This window comes from Micromonospora sp. NPDC002296 (assembly GCF_040296145.1).
Taxonomy (GTDB): domain Bacteria; phylum Actinomycetota; class Actinomycetes; order Mycobacteriales; family Micromonosporaceae; genus Micromonospora.
This window is the reverse complement of sequence record NZ_JBEOWQ010000011.1, coordinates 16,825-41,011: the sequence shown is the minus strand read 5'-3', so window position 1 is coordinate 41,011 and position 24,187 is coordinate 16,825. Positions and strand designations below refer to the sequence as shown.

At 72.9% G+C, this 24,187-nt stretch carries 16 protein-coding genes and 1 tRNA gene; 6 read left to right on the top strand and 11 right to left on the bottom strand.

The window, feature by feature from the left end; all coding sequences use genetic code 11:
• Window positions 1-290: 290 nt before the first annotated feature.
• Window positions 291-1,226 (top strand): phosphatase domain-containing protein, encoded by a 936-nt coding sequence (locus ABT023_RS11955; protein ID WP_350884417.1) that lies wholly within the window; start codon window positions 291-293, stop codon window positions 1,224-1,226.
• Window positions 1,227-1,304: 78 nt separating this feature from the next.
• Here the strand turns inward: ABT023_RS11955 and ABT023_RS11950 are convergent, their stop codons facing one another.
• The 3 genes from ABT023_RS11950 to thrB form a co-directional block, all read right to left on the bottom strand.
• Window positions 1,305-4,808 (bottom strand): phosphodiester glycosidase family protein, encoded by a 3,504-nt coding sequence (locus tag ABT023_RS11950; RefSeq protein WP_350884415.1) that lies wholly within the window; start codon window positions 4,806-4,808, stop codon window positions 1,305-1,307.
• A gap of 152 nt (window positions 4,809-4,960) precedes the next feature.
• Window positions 4,961-7,108 (bottom strand): transcription termination factor Rho, encoded by a 2,148-nt coding sequence (gene rho / locus ABT023_RS11945; protein ID WP_350884413.1) that lies wholly within the window; start codon window positions 7,106-7,108, stop codon window positions 4,961-4,963.
• A 296-nt stretch (window positions 7,109-7,404) separates the two neighbouring features.
• Entirely contained in the window at window positions 7,405-8,349 is a 945-nt protein-coding gene (thrB, locus tag ABT023_RS11940) for a homoserine kinase (RefSeq protein WP_350884411.1), read from the bottom strand.
• A gap of 106 nt (window positions 8,350-8,455) precedes the next feature.
• On the opposite strand from thrB, the gene ABT023_RS11935 reads away from it, so the two are divergent.
• Window positions 8,456-8,806 carry a hypothetical protein gene (locus ABT023_RS11935; RefSeq protein WP_350884409.1) on the top strand — a complete coding sequence of 117 codons (351 nt, stop codon included), beginning with the start codon at window positions 8,456-8,458 and terminating at the stop codon, window positions 8,804-8,806.
• Between the two features lie 21 nt (window positions 8,807-8,827).
• On the opposite strand, the gene ABT023_RS11930 is transcribed toward ABT023_RS11935, so the two are convergent.
• The 7 genes from ABT023_RS11930 to argS form a co-directional block, all read right to left on the bottom strand.
• Window positions 8,828-10,066, bottom strand: coding sequence for an MFS transporter (locus ABT023_RS11930; protein WP_350884407.1), 1,239 nt, complete (start codon window positions 10,064-10,066; stop codon window positions 8,828-8,830).
• A gap of 11 nt (window positions 10,067-10,077) precedes the next feature.
• Complete coding sequence (locus tag ABT023_RS11925) at window positions 10,078-10,899, bottom strand: polysaccharide deacetylase family protein (protein WP_350884405.1); 822 nt, start codon at window positions 10,897-10,899, stop codon at window positions 10,078-10,080.
• Window positions 10,900-11,071: 172 nt separating this feature from the next.
• Complete coding sequence (locus ABT023_RS11920) at window positions 11,072-14,341, bottom strand: efflux RND transporter permease subunit (protein ID WP_350884403.1); 3,270 nt, start codon at window positions 14,339-14,341, stop codon at window positions 11,072-11,074.
• Window positions 14,342-14,476: 135 nt separating this feature from the next.
• Window positions 14,477-15,526, bottom strand: a complete 1,050-nt coding sequence (gene thrC, locus ABT023_RS11915) for a threonine synthase (protein ID WP_350884401.1) — start codon at window positions 15,524-15,526, stop codon at window positions 14,477-14,479.
• 128 nt (window positions 15,527-15,654) lie between these two features.
• On the bottom strand, window positions 15,655-16,980 hold the full coding sequence (locus tag ABT023_RS11910; protein ID WP_350884399.1) for a homoserine dehydrogenase: 1,326 nt from the start codon (window positions 16,978-16,980) through the stop codon (window positions 15,655-15,657).
• Window positions 16,977-18,362 (bottom strand): diaminopimelate decarboxylase, encoded by a 1,386-nt coding sequence (lysA, locus tag ABT023_RS11905; protein ID WP_350884397.1) that lies wholly within the window; start codon window positions 18,360-18,362, stop codon window positions 16,977-16,979. Before lysA ends, ABT023_RS11910 begins: the two co-directional genes overlap by 4 nt.
• Before the next feature lie 57 nt (window positions 18,363-18,419).
• Complete coding sequence (argS, locus tag ABT023_RS11900; RefSeq protein ID WP_350884395.1) at window positions 18,420-20,084, bottom strand: arginine--tRNA ligase; 1,665 nt, start codon at window positions 20,082-20,084, stop codon at window positions 18,420-18,422.
• Window positions 20,085-20,184: 100 nt separating this feature from the next.
• Here argS and ABT023_RS11895 point away from each other — a divergent pair, with 100 nt between their 5' ends.
• The 4 genes from ABT023_RS11895 (at window position 20,185) to ABT023_RS11880 (ending at window position 22,795) form a co-directional block, all read left to right on the top strand.
• Window positions 20,185-21,000: a thioredoxin-like domain-containing protein gene (locus ABT023_RS11895; protein ID WP_350884392.1), complete on the top strand. Its 816-nt coding sequence runs from the start codon at window positions 20,185-20,187 to the stop codon at window positions 20,998-21,000.
• Window positions 21,001-21,025: 25 nt separating this feature from the next.
• Window positions 21,026-21,694 carry a DUF305 domain-containing protein gene (locus ABT023_RS11890; RefSeq protein WP_350884390.1) on the top strand — a complete coding sequence of 223 codons (669 nt, stop codon included), beginning with the start codon at window positions 21,026-21,028 and terminating at the stop codon, window positions 21,692-21,694.
• Window positions 21,695-21,893: 199 nt separating this feature from the next.
• The gene (locus ABT023_RS11885) at window positions 21,894-22,586 is read left to right on the top strand and encodes a winged helix-turn-helix domain-containing protein (protein WP_350884639.1); all 693 of its coding nucleotides are present in this window, start codon (window positions 21,894-21,896) and stop codon (window positions 22,584-22,586) included.
• A gap of 137 nt (window positions 22,587-22,723) precedes the next feature.
• Window positions 22,724-22,795: transfer RNA gene (locus tag ABT023_RS11880), tRNA-Arg, on the top strand.
• A 350-nt stretch (window positions 22,796-23,145) separates the two neighbouring features.
• Here ABT023_RS11880 and ABT023_RS11875 read toward each other — a convergent pair.
• Window positions 23,146-23,757 (bottom strand): RICIN domain-containing protein, encoded by a 612-nt coding sequence (locus ABT023_RS11875; RefSeq protein ID WP_350884388.1) that lies wholly within the window; start codon window positions 23,755-23,757, stop codon window positions 23,146-23,148.
• Window positions 23,758-24,187 lie beyond the last annotated feature (430 nt).

The window sequence follows — 24,187 nt, the reverse complement described above, 5'->3', positions numbered from 1 at the left end:
TTTCGTGGGTGGTCGCCGGGTCGCCCGTGCGGCGCCGGCGCGTGGTGCGCGCCGGGCTCGGGCGTGAACCGGAACCGGTGGCCGATTGACCAGTGTGCCATGGGCGTGGGCCGACCCGTCAGGCGGGCCGCACAGCAGGTCCGGCTTCGTCAACGTGCCGGTCGCCTCCCGCATTCCCGCCCCGCCGCCCCGCATTCCGGTGCGGGCCGGCCCCCTCTCGGTGCAGGCGTACGCCGCGCGGCGGCCGAGGAGCGCGCGGCGGCCGGGGACGGCGGGCGTACCGTGGACTGATGTCCGATTCGCCCCTGGAACAGCCCGGGACGAGGAGGCCGCCCCGACTCGTCGCCACCCGGGGGCTGCCGGCCTCGGGCAAGACAACCTTCGCCCGCACCCTGCAACCGTCGGTGGTCCGGGTGAACCGGGACGACCTGCGCCGCATGCTGCACGGCGAGCGGCTCTTCACCCAGTGGGCGGAGGCCCAGGTCACCCGGGCCCAGCGGGCCCAGGTGGAGGCGCTGCTGCGGGGCCGGGTGAGCGTGTGCGTGGACGACACCAACCTGCGGGCCCGGACGCTGCGGGACTGGGCCCGGCTGGCCGCCGACTGCGGGGCCGGCTTCGAGGTGCACGACTTCACCGACGTACCCCTCGACGAGTGCCTGCGCCGGGACGCCGCGCGGCCGGCGGCCGACCGGGTGGGCGAGGCGGCGATCCGCCGGCTGCACGACCGCTTCCTGGCGAACCGTCCCCTGCCGCTGCCGGTCCCCGAGGTCGCCCCCGGCGCCCCGGCGCACCGGGGCGCCGCGAGGGCCGAGCCCACGGAGATCGTCCTGGTCGACATCGACGGGACGGTGGCGCTGCACGTCTCCCGCAGCCCGTACGACATGACCCGGGTGGCCGAGGACGTGCCGAACGAGGCGGTGATCGCGGCGGTCCGGGCGATGCACGCCGCCGGGTACGGGGTGGTGTTCTGCTCCGGCCGGGACGCCGCCGCCCGGGCCGACACGGTCACCTGGCTGGCCCGCCACGTGCGGGTGCCGTACCTGGCCCTGCACCTGCGGGCCGTCGGCGACTCCCGCCGGGACGCCGTGGTCAAGCGGGAGATCTACGAACGCGAGATCGAGGGCCGCTACCGGGTGGTCGGCGTGTTCGACGACCGGATGCAGGTGGTCCGGATGTGGCGGTCCCTCGGCCTCACCGTCTTCCAGGTCGCCGAGGGCGACTTCTGAACCGTCCTGCACCGAGCCGTGGCACGGGAAGGGCCCCGGTCGCCGCGTTCCGCGACGGCCGGGGCCCTTCCGCACCTCTCAGGCGGCGGGGGTCCGGGCGGCTGCGGCGGCCGCCCGGGTGAGGGTGACGGTGGCCTCGGCGCGGACGCCGTTGACCGTCACCGCGAGCTGGACCGTCGCGCCCGGACGCAGCGCCGTCAGCACGCCGGTCGCCGGGTCGAACCGGGCCACGTGCCAGGGCCTCAGCCCGATGACCGGTCCGACGAGGACGCTCGGCGAGGCGGACCAGTCCGCGCTGACCGGGGCGGCCACCGGCACGACCCGCCCGCCCGGCTGGGTCAGCGTCGCGGTGACCCGGGCCGGGGTGCCGACCGCCACCGTCTCCGGCGCGGTCAGGGCGAGCTGGTCGACGTGGGCGTGGAGCTCGGCGTCCACCCAGCGGGGGCCCTCGGCGAGCGGGTCGCGGCGGGCCCGCTCGGCCTCGGCCGGGGTGACCGGGTCGACGCCGAACTCCGTCCAGCCGGTGAAGCCGCCGAGCTGCGCCGGGGTGGACGGATTCTTGCCCGAGTTGCCGTTGATCACGTACGGCACCCCGTCGACCCGGTCGGCGTGGAACGCGCCGACGTGGCCGTTGACGACGAGCGCGCCCTTGCCGGTGCGGTGCTGGAAGTCGGCGAGCCACTGCTCGACCAGCGCCGCCTCCTTACGGTCGCCGAGCTGGCTGGCCTTGGCCGGGCTCGGGTCGCGCGGCGGGTGGTGGAACAGCACGGCCACCGAGCCGACGCTCCCGTCGGCGGCGGCCCGGTCGAGGGTGTCGCGCAGCAGCTCGACCTGGTCGAAGCCGCTGCCGCGCAGCGACCCGGCGGACGTGTTCAGCGTGACGAACCGGGTGCCCGCGTGGTCGAAGACCCGCGAGGTGGCCCCGAACGCGGCGGTGAAGTTGCCGATCGGGGCGCCCATGATCTCGTGGTTGCCGGGCACGTAGTAGTAGGGCAGCTCGCCACCCAGCTCCTCGTCGAGGATCCGCCTCGCCAGGGCGAAGTCCGCCGGGTACGCGGTGTCCACGAAGTCCCCGTTGATCACCAGGAAGTCCGGCTTCGCGGCCCGGATCTCGCGCAGCGTGCGGCGGGCCTGGGCGACCAGGTCGCTGTCCGGCGCGGCGGCGACGAACTGGGCGTCGGACATGACCGCGAAGCGCCAGGGCGCCCCGTCGACGGTGCCGTCGCGCAGCACCACCCGGTCGGTGCGCGGCTCCTCGGCCGGCACGTCGACCGTCGGGGGGACCTTCGCCACCAGGTCGTCGATGACGATCTCGCTGGTGTACTGGGCAGCGGCGTTGGTCTCCGCGACGTAGAACCGGCGCACCCGCACCGGGTACTGAACCCCGGCCGGGACGGCGAACTCGACGTACCGCCAGCCGGTCCAGGTGATCAGCGGGCCGCGCAGCACGTGCTGGGTGTCCTGGGCGTCGTGCAGATGCAGGCTGGGCCACTCCCCCCGACCGCTGCCGTTGATCCACATGCCGAACGCCTGCGGCTGGCCGGGCACCTCGATCCAGGCCGGCGGGTCGGCGTACGCGGCCCGGGTGCCGGTGGACTGGCTGAAGTCGTACGACATCTTCAGGCCGGTGCCGGTGCGGCCCGGCGCCGGGGCGACGGAGCCGCTGGCCCGGGCCTGGCTGAACTTCCAGGACGCCGCGTTGTCGAAGGTGGCCACCGGGACGTCGGTGAGCCCGACGGTGACCGGCAGGACGGTGGTCCGGGCCCCGACGCGCACGGTGACCAGGGCGGAGCCGCTGTCGGCGAGCGCCTTCACCGAGAGGTTGCCGTCCTCGGTGGGGGTGACTTCGAGCAGGCTCCGGTCGTAGTCGAGCCGCAGGTCGGCGGGCTCGATCGGGGCGGTGTTGCCCTCGGCGTCGTAGCCGACGACGCCGAACAGGGCGGCGTCGCCGGCCCGGTTCAGCCCGACCCGGTCGGTCGTGGCGTCGATCCGGGCCAACGGGCCGAGCACGGTGAGGTCGAGCGTCCCGCCGGCCCCGCCCCGCCACGCGGTGACGGTGCTGCGGCCGGGCAGGAGGGCCCGGAAGACGCCGTCGCGGTTGACCACCCCGTGGACCGCGGGGTTCGCCCGCCAGGCCGGGGCGCCGGCCGCCGGGCCGTACGTCTCGTCGTGGCCGGCGGCGGTGAGCCTGCGGGTCAGGCCGGGGAAGACCCGGTCGGGCCGGCCGCCCCGGACCGGGGCGACGCCCGGCGCGGCGGTGGGGTCGCTGGTGGTGCGCAGCCAGTAGCCGGTGAGCCGGCCGCTGCCCTTCGGCGCGTAGATGGCCAGGCCGTTGGGCACGGCGCGCTCGGCGCCGTCGGACGGGCTGTTCGCCACCTCGACGGTCGCCTCGCCGGGGCGGCGGGCCAGCAGGGTCGAGGAGCCACCGCCGTCGAGGTTGAGCGCGGTCCACGCGCCCAACTCGGCCATCATCCGGCCCATCTCGGTCTGGGTGACGCCCCGGCTGTCCACCTGCCGGCCGTCCACGGTGAGCATGATCATGCGCTTGCCGTCGGCGGTGAAGCCGACCGCGGTGCGCGGCGCGAGGGAGGCGTCGGCGATGCTCTGCACGGCTCCGTCGCGGACCAGCACGTTGCTGCCGCCGACCGCCGCCCGCAGGGTGCCGCCGTCGGACGCCTTCGGCTGGTACGCCACGCTCACCGCGTCGCCGGGCCGCAGGCCGGCGAGGGCGTCCGCACCGGCGTCCCGGCCGAGCAGCACGGTGGTGCCGGCGGGGATCGGGCCGGCGCCGGCCGCCGTGGTCACCGTCGCGACGCGACCGTCGACCACGGTCACCTCGGCGACGCGCTGCGCGCCCTCCACCGCACGCCCCCGGGGGTACGAGCCCCAGAGCGGGGTGAACAGGCCGACCCCGTTCGCCTGCACCATGTTGTTGAACTGGGTCAGCGACACCGGGCCGGCGGGCAGGGTGGCGGTGCCGTCGAAGTTCACCTGGATCACCCGGCCGAGGCCGTCGGCGCTGATCGCGACGGCGTTGTTGTGCCCGGCGACGGGCGACTGGACCAGTTCCCCGGCGCGTACCCCGATCCCCTGGGCCGCCCCGGAGTTGTTGATGTCGAAGAAGTCGCCGTTGACGGCGGCGACGGCCCGGGACCGGTCCACCGCGCCGCGCAGCGGCTCGGCCTTCGCCACCTCGCCGGAGTTGACGTAGTCCACGGTGACCCCGCCGCTGAGGTCGGCGGTCAACGCGTCGGCGCGTAGCCAGCCATCGGCGTCGTAGCGGTCGAAGGAGGTCAGGTCGAGGCCGGGAGCGACCGGCCGGACGGTCTTCGCGGTTTCCAGGCCACCGGCCGGCTCGACGCCGGAGGCGGCACGGGTGGCGGCGCTGGCCGCGCCCGGGTCACCGGCGAGGGAGACCGCGTCGGCGGCGGCGGACGAGGCGCGGGGGGCGTCCTCGGCGGCGGTCCCGCCGGCCGGGGCCGGGGGTGGGCCGGCCGCGGCCGGCACGGGGCCGGTCAGGGTGAGCAGCGGCGTCAGCAGCAGGACGCCGGCGAGATGAGCGGATCGACTGCGGGTGCGCATGACCGTCAGTCAACCCGACGGTGAACAGAAGTTTCAATAGCTGGCGGCTTAAGCGAAGGAAAACTTCACGTCGGCCGACGCGGCTGACCTGCCCCGCCGACGCGGAAGGGCACGGCCGCGAGCGGCCGTGCCCTTCCGTCGGTCCCTCCGGGTCACTCCCCCGGCGTGGACTTCGCGATCTGCATCAGGAACTCGATGTTGGTGCGGGTCTGCTTGAGCTTGTCGAGCAGCAGGTCCATCGCCGCCTGCGAGTCCAGCGAGTGCAGGACCTTGCGGAGCTTGTGGAGGATGGCCAGCTCCTCGGGTGCGAGCAGGACCTCCTCCTTACGGGTACCGGACGGGTTGATGTCGATGGCCGGGAAGGTGCGCTTGTCGGCGATCTTCCGGTCCAGCTTCAGCTCCGCGTTGCCGGTGCCCTTGAACTCCTCGAAGATGACCGTGTCCGCCATGGACCCGGTCTCCACCAGCGCCGTGGCGATGATGGTCAGCGAGCCGCCGTTCTCGATGTTGCGGGCCGCACCGAGGAAGCGCTTCGGCGGGTAGAGCGCGGTGGAGTCGATACCACCCGACATGATCCGGCCAGAGGCCGGCGCCGCCAGGTTGTACGACCGACCGAGCCGGGTCACCGAGTCGAGCAGCACGACGACGTCGTGCCCGAGCTCGACCAGGCGCTTCGCCCGCTCGATCGCCAGCTCCGCCACCGTCGTGTGGTCCTGCGGCGGACGGTCGAACGTGGCCGCGACGACCTCGCCCTTGATCGACCGCTGCATGTCGGTGACCTCTTCGGGCCGCTCGTCCACCAGCACCACCATCAGGTGGCACTCCGGGTTGTTGTGCGTGATCGCGTTCGCGATCGCCTGGAGCACCATCGTCTTGCCCGCCTTGGGCGGCGACTGGATGAGTGCCCGCTGGCCCTTGCCGATCGGCATGACCAGGTCGATGACCCGGGTCGTCAGGATGTGCGGCTCGGTCTCCAACCGCAGGCGCTCCTGCGGGTACAGCGGAGTGAGCTTGTAGAACTCCGGCCGACGCTTCGCCTCGTCCGGCTCCATCCCGTTGATGGTGTCCAGCCGCATGAGCGGGTTGTACTTGTCCCGCCGCTGCTCGCCGTCCCGCGCCGCACGTACCGCACCGGTGATCGCGTCGCCGCGCCGCAGGCCGTACTTCTTGATCTGGGACATCGAGACGTACACGTCGTTCGGGCCGGCCAGGTAGCCGGTGGTCCGGACGAAGGCGTAGTTGTCGAGCACGTCGATGATGCCGGCGACCGGGACGAGGACGTCGTCCTCGTTCACCTGCGGCTCGCGGCCACCGCCGCCACCACCGCTGCCAGGACCGCCACCGGCGGGACCGCCACCGTCCTCACCACGCTCGCCGCGGCCCCGGCGACGGTCCCGGAAGCGACTGCGCCGGCCCCGCCGGCCGCCCGCCTCGTCGTCGTCGTCGTTGTCGGCGCGCGGGCCCCGGTCGTTGCGGTCGTTCCGGTCGTTCCGGTCGTTCCGGTCGTTCCGGTCGTTCCGGTCGTTGCGGTCGTTGCGGTCGTTGCGCTCACCGCGCTCGGTCCGGTCACCACGATCGTTACGGTCGGTCCGCTCGGCACGCTCCGTCCGGTCACCACGATCGTTACGGTCGGTCCGCTCGGCACGCTCGCCGCGCTCGGCCCGCTCGCCGCGGTCGGTCCGCTCGGTCCGGTCGGCACGCTCGGTCCGCTCGGTCCGGTCGGCACGCTCGGCCTGGTCCCGGCCGCCCCGGCCTTCGCCGCGCTCCCGGCGGCCCTCGCCGCGCTCGACTGGTTCGGTCACGGTCACGGCCGGCGATTCCTCGACGCGCGGCTCGACCGGCCGGGTCTCAGCCGGCTGGGCCTCGACCGGCCGGGCCTCGGCCTTGGTGGCCCGGGACTCGGTAGTGGCGGCGGCCCGGCTGCGCCGGGCCCTGGTCCGGCCCTCGGTCGGCGCGGCCACGGCCGGCTCCTGGGCCCGCTTCTGGTCGGCGCCGGACGGGGCCTGGGAGACCTCCACGTGCACCTCCTCACGGGCGGGGGCAGCAGCCGCGACCTCGGCCCGCGGTCGAGGGGTCCCGGCAGCGGCGCCGCCCTGCCGCTCGGTGATCGCGCTGATCAGCTCGCCCTTGCGCATGCGAGCCGTGCCGGAGATGCCGAGCGACGCGGCCAGGCTCTGCAGCTCCGGCAGCAGCATCGCCGACAGGCCGGTTCCGCTACGCCGACGGCGGACAGGGGCGGCGGCGGTGGCATCGCCAGCGACGTTGGAAACATCCGACGTCACGTCGGTGGTGTCGCTCAATGGATTCCTTCCCTCGATAGGCCGGGACTGCCCGGAGTCGACAAGCAGGTGGCCGGGCGGCCTCGGTGCACCCGCCTCGCATGACGCGTCGCGGGAGACTGTGACACAGCAGCCGGTCGGGTTTCCCGACTCACCAACATCGGTGAGCAGGCCTTGCCGCCTGCGGCGACCTGCGGAAACTGCGGTGCGGCGTGGGCCTTAAGCAGAAGTGACGGGCTGACCGCCGAGAGCTTCGGGGGTGCGCCGACCCGCAGGAAGATCGCATGCTTCGCGGCTGTGCTAAGTCTAGAGCGTAATCAACTCTTCCGACCTGCGGCAACAGGGTCCCGCTCGGCGTGTCCAAGTCTACCCCGTGCGACCCGTGCTCCGTGCACGTCTATTGCCAACCGCAGGGTCCGCCAACCTGTTCCCACGGAAAAGCCCGGGCCAGGCTCGCTCAGCGCCAGCACCGTCGGCCCGGCCCCACTGACCACGGCAGCCACACCGGCCGCACGCAGCGCGCCGACCAGGGCAGACGTGCCGGGCATCCCCTCGGCGCGGTAATCCTGGTGCAGCCGGTCGACCGTGGCGGGCAGCAGCATGGCCGGCTCGGCGGTCAGGGCGTGCACCAGCAGCGCGGCCCGGCCGGCGGTGAGCGCGGCGTCGGCATGCGGGACGGCGCCGGGCAGCGCGGCCCGGGCCACGGCGGTCAGGCCTCGTTCCTCGGGCACGAAGACCGTCGGCCGCACCCGGTCGTCGACGGCCAGCGAGACCGCGCGGGCTCCGGACGGCTCGGTCCAGGCGATCGTGAAGCCGCCGAGCAGACAGGGGGCGACGTTGTCCGGATGTCCCTCGATCTCCGCCGCCAGCCGCAGCGCGCCCGCGTCGTCGAGCCGGGTGTCGCCGTCGACGACCAGCGCCCGGGCGAGCTGCACGCCGGCCACGATGGCGGCCGACGAGGATCCCAGACCGCGGGCCTGCGGGATCCGGTTGACGCATTCCACGGCGAAGCCCGACGGCTGTCCGCCCAGCGCGTCGAAGGTGGCCCGCATCGCCCGGGCGACGAGGTGCGCGTCGCCGCCGGGCAGCTCACCCGCGCCCTGCCCGGTCACCGTCACCCGGACGCCGTCGGGCACCACCTCGGCGGCCACGTCGTCGTGCAGGCCGAGCGCCAGCCCCAGCGCGTCGAACCCCGGACCGAGGTTGGCGCTGGTGGCGGGGACCCGGACCTTTACCGGCCCGGACACGAATGTCGTCGGCACCCGCTCATGCTAGGCCGCCGGGCGGTCCGGCGGCGGTCCGCCCCGGCCCGTGGGATTCGTCCGCCTCCGTTAGCCTGGCCGGGACGATCACAGGGCGGGAGTTGGCATGGATTTTCTGACCTACTCGGCCACCCAGGTGGCCGCGCAGCTCCCGACCCTGCTGGTGCTGGTGGCGGGCCTGACGTTGGCGATCGTCTTCCGCGACCGGCTCGGCCGGCGCTCCCGGTTGCTGCTGGTGTCGGGCGTGGTGGTGCTGCTGGTCGGCACGCTGGTCAGCCTCGCCTGGCTGCTCGCCCTGCCCCGGCTCTACGGGTCCGGGGGCGCCTCGATGTCCGTCGTCACGGTGGCCCGGCTCAACACCGGCGTCAGCCTGGTGCTCGCCCTGCTCCACCCCGCCGGGCTGGGCCTGGTGATCGCCGCGGTGCTGACGGGCCGGCGGCCGCCCGGCGGCGCGTGACCCCGCCGCCCCACCGGGCGGTCAGCGGGCCGGTGCGGGCTCGGCCACCGGGTCGGTCAGCGAGAGCCGCCGGGTGGCGATCCGCCAGCCGACCGCGTAGACCAGCGTGACCAGGCCGCAGCCGGCCAGCACCACCCGCTCGTCCACGATGTCGATCACCCCGGCCACCACGAGCTGGCTGATCGATACGGCGAGCGTCGCCAGCATCATGTCGGTGGCGAATACCCGGCCGCGCAGCCGGTCCGGCACCTCGCCCTGAAGGGCGAAGTTCGACATCACCCAGTTGCTCCCCCCGGCGAAGTGCGCCACGAAGACCAGCGCCAGCACCAGCGGGAACCAGTCGACAACCGAGGTGCCCACATAGGCCAGGCCGTAGAGGGACATCGACAGGGCCAGGCCGGGCAGCAGCCAGGCCCGGTTGGTCAGCACCCGGCGCATCAGGATCGGGCCGACCAGCGCGCCGGCGCCGCGCACCGCGAAGAGCAGGCCGGTGCCGATCGCGCCCACCCCGTACACGCCGGCGAGCAGCGGGAAGACGGTGAGCACGCCGTTGCCCAGGCCCACGGCGGACTTCACGGTGACCAGCCCGAGGACCCGGGGGCGGTGCCCGATGTAGCCCAGCGCCTCCCGGATCGCCGCCCAGGTGCGCTGGGCGGGCACGTCGGCGTCCCGGGGGGCCTGCAACGGACGGCGGATCAGCGCCGCCAGCCCCGCCGCCAGCGTCAGGCCGACCGCGGCCACCCAGAAGCAGACGTACGGGCCGGCGGCGGCGCTGAGCACGCCGCCCAGCGAGGCGCCGACGACGGTCATGGTGCCCCAGGCGGAGCCGGCGACCGCGTTGCCGGCGGCCAGCTCCTCCGGGTCGAGGACGTTGGGCAGGGCGGCCTGGGCGGCCGGGGAGTAGAACGCCTTCGCCACCGCCACCACGGCGATCCCCGCCATCGCCAGCCACGCCGTGCCGGCGCTACGGACGCCGAGCAGCAGCAGCACGCCGAGCAGCGACGCCACGTTGGCCGCCATCATGATCTTCTTGCGGTCGAACCGGTCGGCGATCGTCCCGGTGTACGGCAGCAGCAGCGCCACCACGCCGGTGTCCACGGCCAGCACGAGCGCGCCCCAGACACCGCTACCGGTCAGCGTCGGCAGCAGCACGAGCAGCGGCACCATGACGAACCAGTCGGCGCCGAAGACGACCAGCTCGGCCAGGAAGAGGTTGCGGAAGTTCCGGTTGCGGACCAGGACCGAGGCGGTGGGCGACACGGACCGGAACCCTACTCGGCAACGCGCGGCGGGCTCGCACGGCGCAGCAGCTCGGAAACGGTGACGAAGGTGAAGCCACGGTCCCGCAGGCCGGTGATCAGGTCGGGCAGGCCACGCAACGCGACCAGCCGGCGGGGGTCCCCGACGTCGTGGGCGAGCAGGATGGTGCCGGGCCCCACCCCCGCCACGATCCGCCGGGCGTGGCCGGCCGGATCGTCCGGGTACTGCCGCTCGACCATCTGCAACGACCACAGCACGACCCGGTAGTCCAGCCGGGCGGCGGCGTGCAGCACCGCGCCGCCGAGGTGCCCGTACGGCGGGCGGAGCAGCCGGGGGGCGACCCCGGCCGCCTCGGTGATCGCGTCGTGCGACCGGCGCAGGTCGTCGTGGACCTCGGCGGCGTCGTGCCGGGCCAGGTCGTGGTGCGCCCAACTGTGGTTGCCCACCTCGTGCCGGTCGAGCCGATCGCGCAGGATATCGGCGTGCCGCCGGGCCCGCTGCCCGACCAGGAAGAACGTGGCCGGCACGGCGTACCGGTCGAGGGTGTCCAGCACCATCGGCGTCCAGTGCGGCCGGGGGCCGTCGTCGAACGTGAGCGCCACCAGCGGCTGCTCGGTCCTGGCCGCCCAGACGACCGACACCTCGCCGTCGCCGACCTGCTGGCGGTCGCTGCCGAGCGTGGTGCTGGCCGGGCCGCCGGCCAGGGGCAGGCGCCGGTCGGCGATCCAGGTGCTCTGGGCCGTGGCCCCGGCGCCCAGCACCGCGCCCCCGGCAAGCAGGCCGGCGCGGCGCAGCACGGTCCGCCGCTCCCACCGGCCACCGCCGTCCGCCATGGACCGCTCCGCTCGCCAACGGCCGCCCCACTCGGGGACGACCTCGACACCGTCAGTATGTGACAAGTGAATCCACCGCATCCGGTCGGATGCACGACGAACCCTGCGGCGACCGTACGCGACACGCCCCCACCGGGCGGACCCGGTGGGGGCGTGTCGTGGTCGTACCCGGCTACTCGGCGGGCGGCAGTGGGGACTGCCGGCTCTTCGGCAGCCGCAGCACCTCGAACTGGTCGGTGCCGTCCACCAGGGCCGCGGACGGCACCGGCCGGGCCGGACCCGCTGGCCGGGCCCCGGCCGCACCGGACGGCGCACCCGCCGGCACCGGCTCGGTGACCGGGGCGTCATCCGCGCCGGGCACACCGGACTCCGGCGCCGACCCGCCGGTACGCCGCCGACGGCGGGCCCGCAGCGACTCCTTGGTGTTCTCCACCATCGTGTACAGCGTCGGGACCAGGATCAGGGTGAGCAGGGTGGAGCTGAGCAGGCCGCCGATCACCACGACCGCCAGCGGCTTGGAGATGAAGCCGCCCTCCCCGGTCAGCCCGAACGCCATCGGCAGCAGGGCGAAGATCGTCGCGACCGCGGTCATCAGGATCGGGCGCAGCCGGCGCCGGCCACCCTCGACCACCGCCTCCCGGACCCCCATGCCCTGCGACCGGTACTGGTTGATCAGGTCCAGCAGCACGATCGCGTTCGTCACCACGATGCCGACGAGCATCAGCACGCCGATCAGCGCCGGCACGCCCAGCGGGGTGCCCGTGGCCAGCAGCAGGCCGATCGCCCCGGTCGCCGCGAACGGAATCGAGATCAACAGGATCAGCGCCTGGGTGAGGCTGCGGAACGTCGCCACCATGATCAGGAAGACGATCGCGATGGCGGCCAGCACGGCCAGCCCCAGGTCGGCGAACGCCTCCTCCTGGTCGGCGCTGACGCCGCCGATGCTGACGCTCGCCCCGGGCACGTCGATCGCGTCCAGCTTCTTCTGCAACTCCTGGCTGGTCGCGCCGAGGTTCGCGCCGGTCGCCGTGCCGGTGACCGTGACGCTGCGCTCGCCGTCGATCCGGGTCACCTGCTGCGGCCCCTCGGCCTGGGTGACGTCGGCGATGTCGTCCAGCTTCACCGGGCCGACCGGGAGGGCGCGCAGCTCCTCCACGGTCGTCGGCGGCTTCCCGCCGCCGCGCAGCACCACGTCCTGCTGCCCGCCGTCGAGGGTCACCTGTCCCAGCGGGACGCCCCGGTACACCTGGGCCACGAGCTGCCCGACGGCCGCCTCGCTGAGCCCGACCCGGGCCGCGGCCAGCCGGTCGACGGTCACGTCCACCCGCGGTACCCGCTCGGCCAGGCTGGTGGAGACGTCCTCGACGTCGGCCGTGTCGGCCATCGCCGCCCGCGCCTGCTCGGCCGCCCGGGCCAGCACCTCCGGGTCGGCCGCCTGGACGACGACCGCCAGCTGGTTGGTCGCCCCCTGGGCCCCGCCGAAGCTCAGCTCGCCCGCCTCGGCGCCGAGGGCGTCGAACTCCCGGCGCAGCGTCCGCTTCACCTCGGCCGCGTCGGCGTCGCCGTCGAGCGCCACCGAGAAGGTGGCGGCGTTGTTGCCCCCGCCGCCCGCCCAGGGCTGGTCGCTGCCGCCGACGCTGACCTGGTACGTCTCGACGCCGTCGGTGCGCTCCAGCACCGCCTCGACCCGGCGGGCCGCCTCGTCGGTGGCCGCCAGGCCGGTGCCGGCCGGCAACTGCTGGCTGACGGACAGGGTGTCCTGGCCGGAGTCGTCCAGGAAGTTGGTCTTGAGTGCGCTGGACAGGCCGAAGGTGCCGAGCAGCACCAGCAGGCCCAGACCCAGGGTGATCCAGCGGGTGCCCCGGCCCCGGGTGGCGAAACCGATCACGGGCAGGTACGCCCGCTGCAACGGGCTGCGCAGCTCCTTCTCCTCGGCAGCGCGGCGTGCGGCGTCATCCGTTCCGCCCCGCTTCGGCCGCAGGAACCAGTACGCGAGCACCGGAATCACCGTCAGCGAGACCAGCAGCGAGGCGAGCAGGGCCACCGTCACGGTGATCGCGAAGGGTGCGAAGAGCTGCCCCACGAAGCCGCCGACCAGCGCGATCGGGGCGAAGACGGCCACCGTGGTCAGCGTCGACGCGGTAACCGCGCCGGCCACCTCACGGACCGCCGTGAGGATCGCCTCCCGCTTCGGCTCGCCGTACTCCAGATGTCGTTTGATGTTCTCCAACACCACGATCGAGTCGTCCACCACCCGCCCGACGGCGATGGTCAACGCGCCGAGGGTGAGCAGGTTGAGCGAGTAGTCGCCGATCCAGAGCGCGATCAGCGCCACCAGCACCGAAAGCGGGATGGAGACCGCCGTGACGACGGTGGAGCGGACCGACAGCAGGAAGACCAGGATGACCACGACCGCCATGACCAGGCCGAGCAGGCCCTCGGTGGTGAGGCTCTCGATGGACTTCTCCACGAACGGCGCCTGGTCGAACACGACGGTCAGGTCCGTACCGGAGGCCGAACGCAGGTCGGCGAGCCGGTCCCGGATCTCGTGGGAGATCTCGACTGCGTTGCCGTCCGGCGACGCGGTGACCGCGATGCCGAGGCTGTCCCGGCCGTTGGTACGGGTGAGCGAGGTGGCCGGTGCCAGCTGCTGCTCCACGGCCGCCACGTCGCCGAGCCGGACCGGGGCCGCCTTCGGCGCGGTCGGGGCCAGCACGATGCCCTTGAGGTCGTCGACGGAGCGGACCGGCGTACCCACCTGGACGGTGAGCGACCGCGAGCCGTCGGAGACCGCGCCGGCCGGCACGGCGATGCCGTTGGTCTTCAGGGCCGTGCCGATCGCGGTCGGCGCGAGCTTCGCGGCGGCCAGCTTGGCCGGGTCCGGGGTGACCGTGACGACCTGGTCCCGGGTGCCGGTCACGGCGACCGTGCGGACCCCCTCGATCGACTCCAGCTCCGGGACCACGGTGTCGCGCAGCTTGTCGGCCAGCGCCCGCTCGTCACCGCCGCCGGCCGCGGCGATCACCACGGCCGGGAGGTCGTCGGTGCTGCCCGTGAGGACCTGCGGGTCGACGCCCTCGGGGAGTTGGGCGTCGATCCGGCTCAGCGCGGTCTGCATCTTGTTGACCACGCCGTCCAGGTCGGTGCCGAACGCGAACTGCACCTGGACGGTGGTGGAGCCCTCGCGGGACGTCGAGGTGACCTCCTCCAGCCCGGGGATGCCCTGGAGGCTGTTCTCGATCGGCTCGGTGACCTGGGACTCGACGATCTCGGGCCCGGCACCGGGGTAGACCGCCACGACGAAGGCGCCGGGGAACTCCAGCGACGGCAGGAGTTGCTGCTTCAACGACGGCACGGCGAACAGGCCGAACATCGTCGTGACCACCGCGATGAGGGCGACCAGCCCCCGGTTGGCGAGGCTGAATCTGGCAAGCGACGACATCGGCGTGGCTCACTCCTGAGGAAGAGGGTGGAACAGCTCGGTGAGGGAGAGTCTGCCGCACCAGATCTCTTCTCCCGCGCTGGGGCCTCGTCCGGCGAGCCCGTCCCGGGGTGGCCTGGGGAGCTTCGCCGGCCGTCAGGCCAGGTCGAGCGACCGTGCTGCGGCGAGCGGGTCGTTGGCGATGGTGACCGGGGCGGGAGCGGTGGAGATCGCCCACTCCGGGTCCTTGAGACCGTGGCCGGTGACCGTGCAGACGACCGTGGCGCCGGCCGGGACCTTGCCGGCGGCGGCCTGCTGGAGCAGCCCGGCGACGCTGGCCGCGCTGCCCAGCTCGACGAAGACCCCGACCTCGCGGGCGAGCAGCCGGTACGCGGCCAGGATCTCCCGGTCGGAGACGGCGGCGATCAGCCCTCCGGAGGCATCCCGGGCGTCGAGGGCCTTGGTCCAGCTCGCCGGGTTGCCGATCCGGATGGCGGTGGCGATGGTGGACGGCTCGTGCACCACCTGGCCGTTGACGATCGGCGCCGCCCCGGCGGCCTGGAAGCCGTACATCTTCGGGGCCTTCGTGGCGTTGCCGTCCCGCAGGTCCTCCGAGTACCCCATCCAGTACGCGGAGATGTTGCCGGCGTTGCCGACCGGCAGGCAGTGGATGTCGGGGGCGTCGCCGAGCGCCTCGACGATCTCGAACGCGGCGGTCTTCTGCCCGTGCAGCCGGTCGGGGTTGACCGAGTTGACCAGCGCGACCGGGAAGTCCTGGGCGAGCTTTGCGGCCAGCGCGAGGCAGTCGTCGAAGTTGCCGTGGACCTGGAGCAGCTTCGCGCCGTGCACCAGCGCCTGGGCCAGCTTGCCGAGGGCGATCTTGCCCTGCGGCACCAGCACGGCGCAGGTGATCCCGGCGCGGGCCGCGTACGCGGCGGCCGACGCGCTGGTGTTGCCGGTCGAGGCGCAGATGATCGCCTTGTCGCCGTGCTCCACGGCCTTGGAGACCGCGAGCGTCATCCCCCGGTCCTTGAACGAGCCGGTCGGGTTGGCCCCCTCGACCTTGAGGTGGACGTCACAGCCGAGCCGGGCGGAGAGCACCGGCGCGGGCAGCAGCGGGGTGTTCCCCTCGTGCAGGGTGACGACGGGGGTGGCGTCGGTGACCGGCAGCCGGTCCCGGTACGTCTCGATCAGACCCCGCCACATGTCGCTCTCCTCGCCTCTGCCCGCCCCGCCACGCCGGGGGCACCTCCAGCGTGGCCCAGCCTTCCCGAACCGTGCCTGCCGCACCCGCGCATAACCACCAGGCGAGACGCGAACGCGGCTCGGGCTCCTCAGGCCTCGCCCTCGACCCGCAGCACGCTCGTCACCGATCGGACGATGTCCAGCCCGCGCAGCTCCCCCACGGTGGCGGCGAGCGCGGCGTCCGGCGCCACGTGGGTGACGATGACCAGCTCGGCGTCGTCGCCGGAGCCGGGACGTCCGCCGCCCGTGGAGCCCTGCCGGACGGTGGCGATGGACACGTCGTGCCGGGCGAACACCCCGGCCACGGAGGCCAGCACGCCGGGACGGTCGGCCACGTCGAGACTGATGTGGTAGCGGGTCAGCGCTTCCCCCATCGGCCGCACCGCAAGATCGGCGTACGCGGACTCGCTGGCCGCGCGCACCCCGGCCAGCCGGTTGCGGGCCACCGCCACCACGTCGCCGAGCACCGCGCTGGCCGTCGGCGCGCCGCCCGCGCCCCGGCCGTAGAACATGAGCTGCCCGGCCGCCTCGGCCTCGACGAAGACGGCGTTGAACGCGTCGCCGACGCCGGCCAGCGGGTGGGTCAGCGGGATCATCGCGGGGTGCACCCGGACGCTGACCGTCTCGGCGCCGGTGGCGTCCCGGCCCCGGGCGGCGATGCAGAGCAGCTTGATCGTGCAGCCCATCGCCTTGGCGCTGGCCACGTCGGCGGCGGTGACCTCGGTGATCCCCTCGCGGTGCACGTCCGCGGCGGTGACCCGGGTGTGGAACGCCAGCGAGGCGAGGATGGCGGCCTTGGCCGCCGCGTCGAAGCCCTCCACGTCGGCCGTCGGGTCCGCCTCCGCGTAGCCCAGCTCGGTGGCCTCCTCCAGCGCCTCGGCGAAGCCGGCCCCGGTGGCGTCCATCGCGGAGAGGATGAAGTTGGTGGTGCCGTTGACGATGCCGGTGACCCGGTTGACCCGGTCGCCGTGCAGCGATTCGCGCAGCGGGCGCAGCAGCGGGATCGCCCCGGCCACCGACGCCTCGTAGTAGAGGTCCGCCCTGCCCTCGGCCGCCGCGTCGTGCAGCGCCGCGCCGTCCTCGGCAAGCAGCGCCTTGTTGGCGGTGACCACGCTCTTGCCGGCCCGCAGCGCCTCGACCAGCCAGCCCCGGGCCGGCTCGATCCCGCCGACCACCTCGATCACCACGTCGACGTCGTCGCGCTTGATCAGGCCGAGCGCGTCGGTGGTGAACAGCGCCTCGTCGACCGGCAGGCCGCCGCGGTCCCGGCCGAGCCGGCGGACGGCGATCCCGACGATCTCCAGGGGTGCCCCGATCCGGGCGGCGAGGTCGGCCGACTGCTCGTGCAGCAGCCGTACCACCTCGCTGCCGACCGTTCCGCAGCCGAGCAGCGCCAAGCGAACAGGTGAGCTCATCCGACATCCAATGCGAGCAGGTCCTCTTCCGTCTCCCGCCGGACGATCAGGCGGGCCCGGCCGTCGCGCACCGCGACCACCGGGGGCCGGGGCACATGGTTGTAGTTGCTGGCCATGCTCCGGCAGTAGGCACCCGTGCCGGGCACCGCCACAAGATCTCCGGGCTGCACGTCGGCGGGCAGGAATTCATCCTTCACCACGATGTCCCCGGACTCACAATGCTTTCCCACCACGCGGGCGAGCAGCGGCTGGGCGGTCGAGGCCCGGGAGGCCAGCGTGGCCGAGTACGACGCGTCGTAGAGCGCCGTACGGATGTTGTCGCTCATCCCCCCGTCCACGCTCACGTACGTCCGGATCCCGTCGACGTCCTTGACCGTGCCGACCTCGTAGAGCGTGAGCACGGCGGGGCCGACGATCGCCCGGCCCGGCTCGATGGACAGGTGCGGCACGGCCAGCCGCTCGGCCGCGCACTCGCCGTCGACGATCTTGCGAAGCCGCTTGGCCAGCTCCTGCGGGGCCGACGGGTCGTCCTGGGTGGTGTACGCGATGCCGAAGCCGCCGCCCAGGTCCAGCTCGGGCAGCTCGACGCCCCGGGCGTCGCGGATCTGCGCCTGGAGGGCCAGCACCCGCCGGGCGGAGACCTCGAAGCCGTTGGCGTCGAAGATCTGCGAGCCGATGTGCGAATGCAGGCCGCGCAGGTCGAGCACGTCCTCGTCGAGGACCTTGAACGCCGCTGCGGCGGCGGCCCCGCCCGCGAGGGAGAAGCCGAACTTCTGGTCCTCGTGGGCGGTGGCGATGAACTCGTGGGTGTGCGCCTCCACGCCGACGGTGACCCGGATCAGCACGCCGGGGCGGACCCCGCGCTCGCGGGCCAGCGCGGTGAGCCGGTCGATCTCGGTGAACGAGTCGAGGACGATCCGCCCCACGCCCGCGTCCAGGGCCCGGGTCAGCTCGGCCACGGACTTGTTGTTGCCGTGGAAGCCGATCCGCTCCGGGGGCATCCCGGCGGACAGCGCGGTGGCCAGCTCGCCGCCGGTGCAGACGTCGAGGTACAGGCCCTCCTCGGCGATCATCCGCACCACGGCCCGGCAGAGGAACGCCTTGCCGGCGTAGTAGACGTCGGCGTCGGCGAAGGCGGCCCGGAAGTCCCGGCAGCGCGAGCGCAGGTCGTCCTCGTCGAGGACGTACACCGGGGTACCGAACTCGGCCGCGATCTCGCGGACACCGAGCCTGCCGACGGCGAGCGCGCCGTCGGCGGCCCGGGTCGCGGTGCGCGGCCAGAGCTGCGGCACCAGGGCGTTGACGTCGGCCGGGGTACGCAGCCAGGCCGGCCCCCGGTTGCCGATGTCGCCGTGCAGCGCACCGGCCTCGTGAGCCCGCATCAGCGCTCTCCGCTTCGCGACTGTGGGGCCCGCAAGCTCACTCCTCGTGCTCGCATGTCACATCCTCTCGGGGGCGGAGACGCCGAGCAGGTGCAGGCCGTTGGCGATCACCGTGCGGGTGGCGTCGTTGAGCCAGAGCCGGGCCCGGTGCAGGTCGGTGATCTCCTCGTCGCCGCGCGGCAGGATCCGGCAGTTGTCGTAGAACCGGTGGTACGCCCCGGCGAGCCCCTCCAGGTACCGGGCCACCCGGTGCGGCTCGCGCAGCTCGGCGGCCGAGGCGACCACGGCGGGGAACTCGGCGAGCGCCTTGAGCAGCTCGTTCTCCTTGTCGTGGCCGAGCAGCTCGGGGCGGAACGTGTCGGCGTCGCCCCGGGTCAGCCCCACCTCGGCGGCGTTGCGGCCCACGCTGGCCGTACGGGCCGCCACGTACTGCACGTAGTAGACCGGGTTGTCCCGGGTGGCCCGGGTCCACAGTTCGACGTCGATGTCGATCGGCGAGTCGCTGGAGTAACGGGCCAGCGCGTACCGGGAGGCGTCGACGCCGATCGCGTCGACCAGGTCCTCCAGGTTGACCACGGTGCCGGCACGCTTGCTCATCCGCACCGGCGCGCCGTCGCGGACCAGGTTGACGAGCTGGCCGATCAGGATTTCCAGGTTGGTGTCCGGGTCGTCGCCGAAGCAGGCGGCCATCGCCTTCATCCGGCCGATGTAGCCGTGGTGGTCGGCACCCAGCATGATCACGATGCGGTCGAAGCCGCGCTCGCGCTTGTCCAGGTAGTACGCGCAGTCGGCGGCGAAGTACGTCCACTCGCCGTTGGACTTGCGCAGCACCCGGTCCTTGTCGTCGCCGAAGTCCGTGGTGCGCAGCCAGACGGCCCCGTCGGTCTCGAAGACGTGACCCTGCTCGCGCAGCCGGACCAGGGCCTGGTCCAGCTCGCCCCGGTCGTGCAGGTCCTTCTCGTTGAAGTAGGTGTCGAACTCCACCCCGAAGTCGCGCAGCGAGGACTTGATCTCGGTGAACATGAGCTGTACGCCCTCGACCCGGAACACCTCCTGGGCGGCGGCGTCGTCCAGGGTCAGCACGTCGGGCCGGAGGGCGCGCACCTCGGTGACGATCTCCGCGATGTACTCGCCGCCGTAGCCGTCCTCCGGGGCGGGCTCGCCCTTCGCGACGGCGAGCAGGGACCGGGCGAACCGGTCGATCTGGGAGCCGGCGTCGTTGAAGTAGTACTCCGTGCCGACCTCGGCGCCGGCGGCGCGCAGCAGCCGGCTGAGCGCGTCACCGACGGCGGCCCAGCGGACCCCGCCGATGTGCACCGGGCCGGTCGGGTTGGCCGAGACGAACTCCAGGTTGAGCCGCTGGCCGGCGAGCGCGTCGCCGCGCCCGTACGCCGGGCCGGCCTCGACGATCGACCGGGCGAGCTGACCGGCGGCGGCCGCGTCGAGCCGGATGTTGAGGAAGCCCGGTCCGGCGATCTCCACCGACTTGACCCCGGGGGCCCGGCCGAGCTGCTCGGCCAGCTCGGCGGCCAGTTCCCGCGGGGGCACGCCCACCTTCTTGCTCAGCTGGAGGGCGAGCGTCGAGGCGTAGTCACCGTGCTCGGGATTGCGCGGTCGCTCGACGACGGTGCGCTCCGGAAGCGCCGCGCGGTCCAGGCCTCGGTCGGCGAGGACGGCGTGGGCTGCGGAGAGGACGGCGGCGGCGAGTTCTGCGGGAGTCACCGAACCATGTTATCGGGGGTAGACTCGGGCACTCGGCGGCGACCCTGCGCGTGATATCCGGCCCGCCACCCACCCTGACCGACCGACCTGACGAGGCACGATGAGCATCAGCACCCCGGGCGGCCCAGAGCGCCGTCCGACCGTGGTCACCACCGGCAAGAAGCCGGCGGCGGGCCGGCCCGCGTCCGGCGCCAAGCCCGGGGCCGGCAAGTCGACGGGCGACAGCCCACGCCCCACGGCGGGAGGCAAGGGCAAGGGCCCCCGCAAGCCGATCGCCCCGGTGAAGGTCAGCCAGGGCCGGTCCTGGGGGCCGATCGCGCTGTTCGTCGCGGTCGGCGTGCTCGCCGTGGCGATCATCGGTTACGGCGCGTGGGCCTCGTTCGAGGGCTCGAAGTCGTGGGAGAAGCGGGCCGCCGACATCAGCGGCATCGTCAACTTCCGCGACTCGGACCCGGAGCTGGTGAAGGGCAGCAACCACCAGGCGGGCTCGATCAAGTACGCGCAGTCCCCGCCGGTGGCCGGCCCGCACAACGCGACCTGGCAGAACTGCATGGGCGACGTCTACGAGGCCCCGATCGCCAACGAGCACGCGGTGCACAGCCTGGAGCACGGCGCGGTGTGGATCACCTACCGCCCCGACCTGCCCGCCGACCAGGTGGCGAAGCTCAAGGACAAGGTCCAGGGCCAGGAAAAGCTGATGCTCAGCCCCTACGAGGGGCTGGACAAGCCGATCTCCCTCCAGACCTGGGGATATCAGCTCAAGGTCGACAACGCCGACGACAGCCGGATCGACGAGTTCGTCAAGACGCTGCGGGTGAACGCCTCGATCGAGGGCCCGACCGCCAACTGCGGGCAGCCGGGCATCACGGCCACCGGCACCACGCCGCGTGACGGCACCCCGATGCCCACCCAGTGATCCGGACAGCGAGGACGGGGACCCGATGACCGCACCCACGACGACAGACCGCGACCTGGCGGGTGGCCCGCTGACTGACGACGGCGGCCGGCCGGCCGGGCGCCGGTTCGGCGTCCTGGTGGTCGCCGCCGCCGTCGTGGTCGGTCTCCTCCTCGGGTACGCGGGCGGCCTGCTCACGCCGAAGCTCACCCGACCGGGTGACGCCTCGGCGGAGGCGGGCTTCGCCCGGGACATGACCGGCCACCACGCCCAGGCGGTGGAAATGGGGCTGATCGCGTTCCGGCAGGGCACCGACCCCGAGGTGGTCAGCATCGGCGGCGACATCGCCACCGGCCAGCAGGGCGAGATCGGCACCATGCAGACGTGGCTGCGCTCCTGGGGCCTCGACCCGACCGGGTCGCAGCCCCGGATGGCGTGGATGCCGGACGGCGAGGCGGCGGTTCGCGACGGGCTGATGCCGGGGATGGCCACCCCGGAGGAACTGGCGAAGCTGCGCGCCGCCCAGGGCCGGGAGCTGGATGTCCTGTTCCTGGAGCTGATGATCGACCATCACACCGGCGGCGTCCACATGATCGACGGCATCCTCGACGTGAGCGACGAGTCCGACGTGGTGCGTACCGCCCGGACCATGAAGAACACCCAGCAGACGGACCTCACCAACCTCAGGGCCGCCCTCGCCCGGCTCAAGGGCTGAGGGTCCCGACGACCCGGAAGGCCCGCGCCCCCGCCCCTCCGGCGGTCGGCGCGGGCCTTCCGTCTGCCGCCGGCACCCCACTCCGACGACTGCATGTCCGATTAGCCGCTTTGGCGACGCAACGCCCGATTGCTGCGCTTGATGGACTTTTCTACCCACATATCGTGACCAGTTGCGATTCGGGCTCGTTGCGCAGGGCGTGGGGGTTGCACTCAGAGACGCAGGGCGCTCGGTCACCAGCTGGTGCCGGCGCCACACCATCGGCGGTGACGGAACGGTGGCAGCCGTCCGTCGCGGACAGCGGCAGGGCGAGCCGGGAACGCTCAGCCGCGAACAGGAGCTGGAACTGATCGACGTCCTGCGGGGCGTCCACCCCGACGAGTTCGGCCTGGACGAGGAGCTGTGGACGCGACAGAGCCTCACCACGCTCATCCAGCGCCGCTTCGACCCGGCGATGGACGTCGGCGCCGTCGGGGCGTACCTGCGGGCCTGGGGGTTGGGGCCGCGCGAGCCACGCGAGCGCGCCTGCGGCCTCTGCGTCAGCGCGGTCGAGCGCTGGGTGCGCCTGGAGTACCCGGCGATCACCCGGGCCGCCCAGGAACACCTGGCCGAGGTCTACTGGCTCGGCCGGGTACGGCTGCGCGGGACGATGCCGGCGGCCGACGTGGTCTCCGCCGTCTCGTCCCGGGGCCGGGTCCGGTTCATGGTGACCACCCCGTCGGTCGACCCGCCGCTGCCGCGGGACTTCGTGCTGCGGCTCAGCGGGGCCGAGGAGCGGCCCGTGCACCTCATCGTCGACGGCTCCTGGCCGAGGAACGAGTGGCCGCGCCGGCTGCCCCGGCGGATCGCGCTGCGCCCGCTGCCGAGCTGCGGACGCGCGGTCGCGGCCTGAAGCCGCAGGCGGCCCCGGCGGGGCGGTGCCAGCGCAGCCCCCGTCAGGGCCGGCACCGCCCCGTCGACACGAAGTCGCTCACCGGGTACCGATTCGGCGATCGGCGGGGCCATTTGCTAGTCTTCTCCAGTCGCTGAGCCCCCGTAGCTCAGGGGATAGAGCACCGCCCTCCGGAGGCGGTGGCGCAGGTTCGAATCCTGCCGGGGGCACACTTGCTAGGAAATATCTGACCAGCACAAGAAGGCCGCCGACCAGGGCAAACCCGGTCAGCGGCCTTCGTCGTGTCCGGCCGTCAGCGGCCCCCTGGCGGGTGTCTGTGCCGAAGTGGTGCCCGAGGTTCCGGCGCGGGTCAGTCGCGACCACCCGGCCCGTTCGGCTACCTGGATCGGCGGTACCGGCGCCCACTGGCGCACAAGCACCCGCAGCGGGGGCAACAGCGGCGAGTGCGTCACGGTCGCCGGCAACCGCTGAGGGCCGCCCACATCGACAGCCGATCACGAAACTCGATGGCGGGGTTATCGCCGGATGACCGCTTCAGCGGCAGCACTCACATCATCTACTAGACGTACTTCCACAAAGCAAGATCTAGCGCCGGAGACGCAGACGGCGACGGCGAAGGCGACGGAGCTGGCGAAGGCGACGAAGTTGCTCCCGGGCAGGTTTTCAGGATGACGATCGCGCCGGCCGACGGCTTATCCCCGTAGATAGTGAGACACCAGGGGCCGCCTGCCAAGTTGCTCAAGAGCCTTCCGTCGTTGTTAAGGGTCCACTGTTGATTCTGCAAGCCGTGGCACCCCCAGTTGACGACCGAAACTCCGTCGGCGGCTGTACCGCCGTAGACGTCGACGCATCTGGTGGTGTCGGCTTGGCTCACAAGAGTGCTACTTTCACCGCCAATTGTCCACAAGTTGTTTTCGACCGCAGGGTCGCATGGCATGACGACCAACGGTGCGCCATCGTACGCGTTACCGTTATAGAGCGTCAGGCACATATTGGTGTCCGGGTTCTGCAGCTGATGGTAGCTAGCCTGGATAGTTGCCCTGCCGTTCGGATCGGCAATGTCCGGTTGCGCTGTCGCTCCGGCGGTTGGCCACACCAGCAGGCTCACGGCGAGAATAACCGCCCCAAACCCTGCTGCGAAGGCGCGGCTGCCGCGGTGGGAGTGAATCATGCATTCATCCATTCGTAGAGGTGAATGTGTTCCACAAGTATCCAAGCAGGAACGAGGGGTTGCAATGGCTGGTCGAACATTGCCGTCCCCAATCCTGCGCAATCGGGCACGATCAAACGCTTGCCTGCGCGTTCAGCACGCCGGGCACGAAAACGATCATCACTCGAACGAGGACGCAGGCGCCGGGCTCGATCCACTGGCGCGACAGTGGGGTGATCTCAACAAGGATTGCGGCACCGATCGGGATGACATGCAGATAACGCCCATAACGGCCAGGGCTGGATGTATGCGTGGAGCCATCGTGGACACGAGCGTTGACCTGCTTTGCGTGGCCCTCCCGGTCCGCTCCTCCGCCATCACAACGCGAGACAGCCGCGCGCGGCCGGCGACGCTGTCCTCGCCAGTGGCGACGATGCCCTGGTGGCGATTG

Coding starts and splice junctions, on each gene's coding strand:
- ABT023_RS11910 (WP_350884399.1), bottom strand. CDS start 16,980: ATGAGCTCACCTGTTCGCTTGGCGCTGCTCGGCTGCGGAACGGTCGGC.
- ABT023_RS11925 (WP_350884405.1), bottom strand. CDS start 10,899: ATGGCGGACGGCGGTGGCCGGTGGGAGCGGCGGACCGTGCTGCGCCGC.
- thrC (WP_350884401.1), bottom strand. CDS start 15,526: ATGTGGCGGGGTCTGATCGAGACGTACCGGGACCGGCTGCCGGTCACC.
- ABT023_RS11950 (WP_350884415.1), bottom strand. CDS start 4,808: ATGCGCACCCGCAGTCGATCCGCTCATCTCGCCGGCGTCCTGCTGCTG.
- ABT023_RS11890 (WP_350884390.1), top strand. CDS start 21,026: ATGACCGCACCCACGACGACAGACCGCGACCTGGCGGGTGGCCCGCTG.
- lysA (WP_350884397.1), bottom strand. CDS start 18,362: ATGCGGGCTCACGAGGCCGGTGCGCTGCACGGCGACATCGGCAACCGG.
- ABT023_RS11875 (WP_350884388.1), bottom strand. CDS start 23,757: ATGATTCACTCCCACCGCGGCAGCCGCGCCTTCGCAGCAGGGTTTGGG.
- ABT023_RS11920 (WP_350884403.1), bottom strand. CDS start 14,341: ATGTCGTCGCTTGCCAGATTCAGCCTCGCCAACCGGGGGCTGGTCGCC.
- ABT023_RS11935 (WP_350884409.1), top strand. CDS start 8,456: ATGGATTTTCTGACCTACTCGGCCACCCAGGTGGCCGCGCAGCTCCCG.
- ABT023_RS11955 (WP_350884417.1), top strand. CDS start 291: ATGTCCGATTCGCCCCTGGAACAGCCCGGGACGAGGAGGCCGCCCCGA.
- ABT023_RS11895 (WP_350884392.1), top strand. CDS start 20,185: ATGAGCATCAGCACCCCGGGCGGCCCAGAGCGCCGTCCGACCGTGGTC.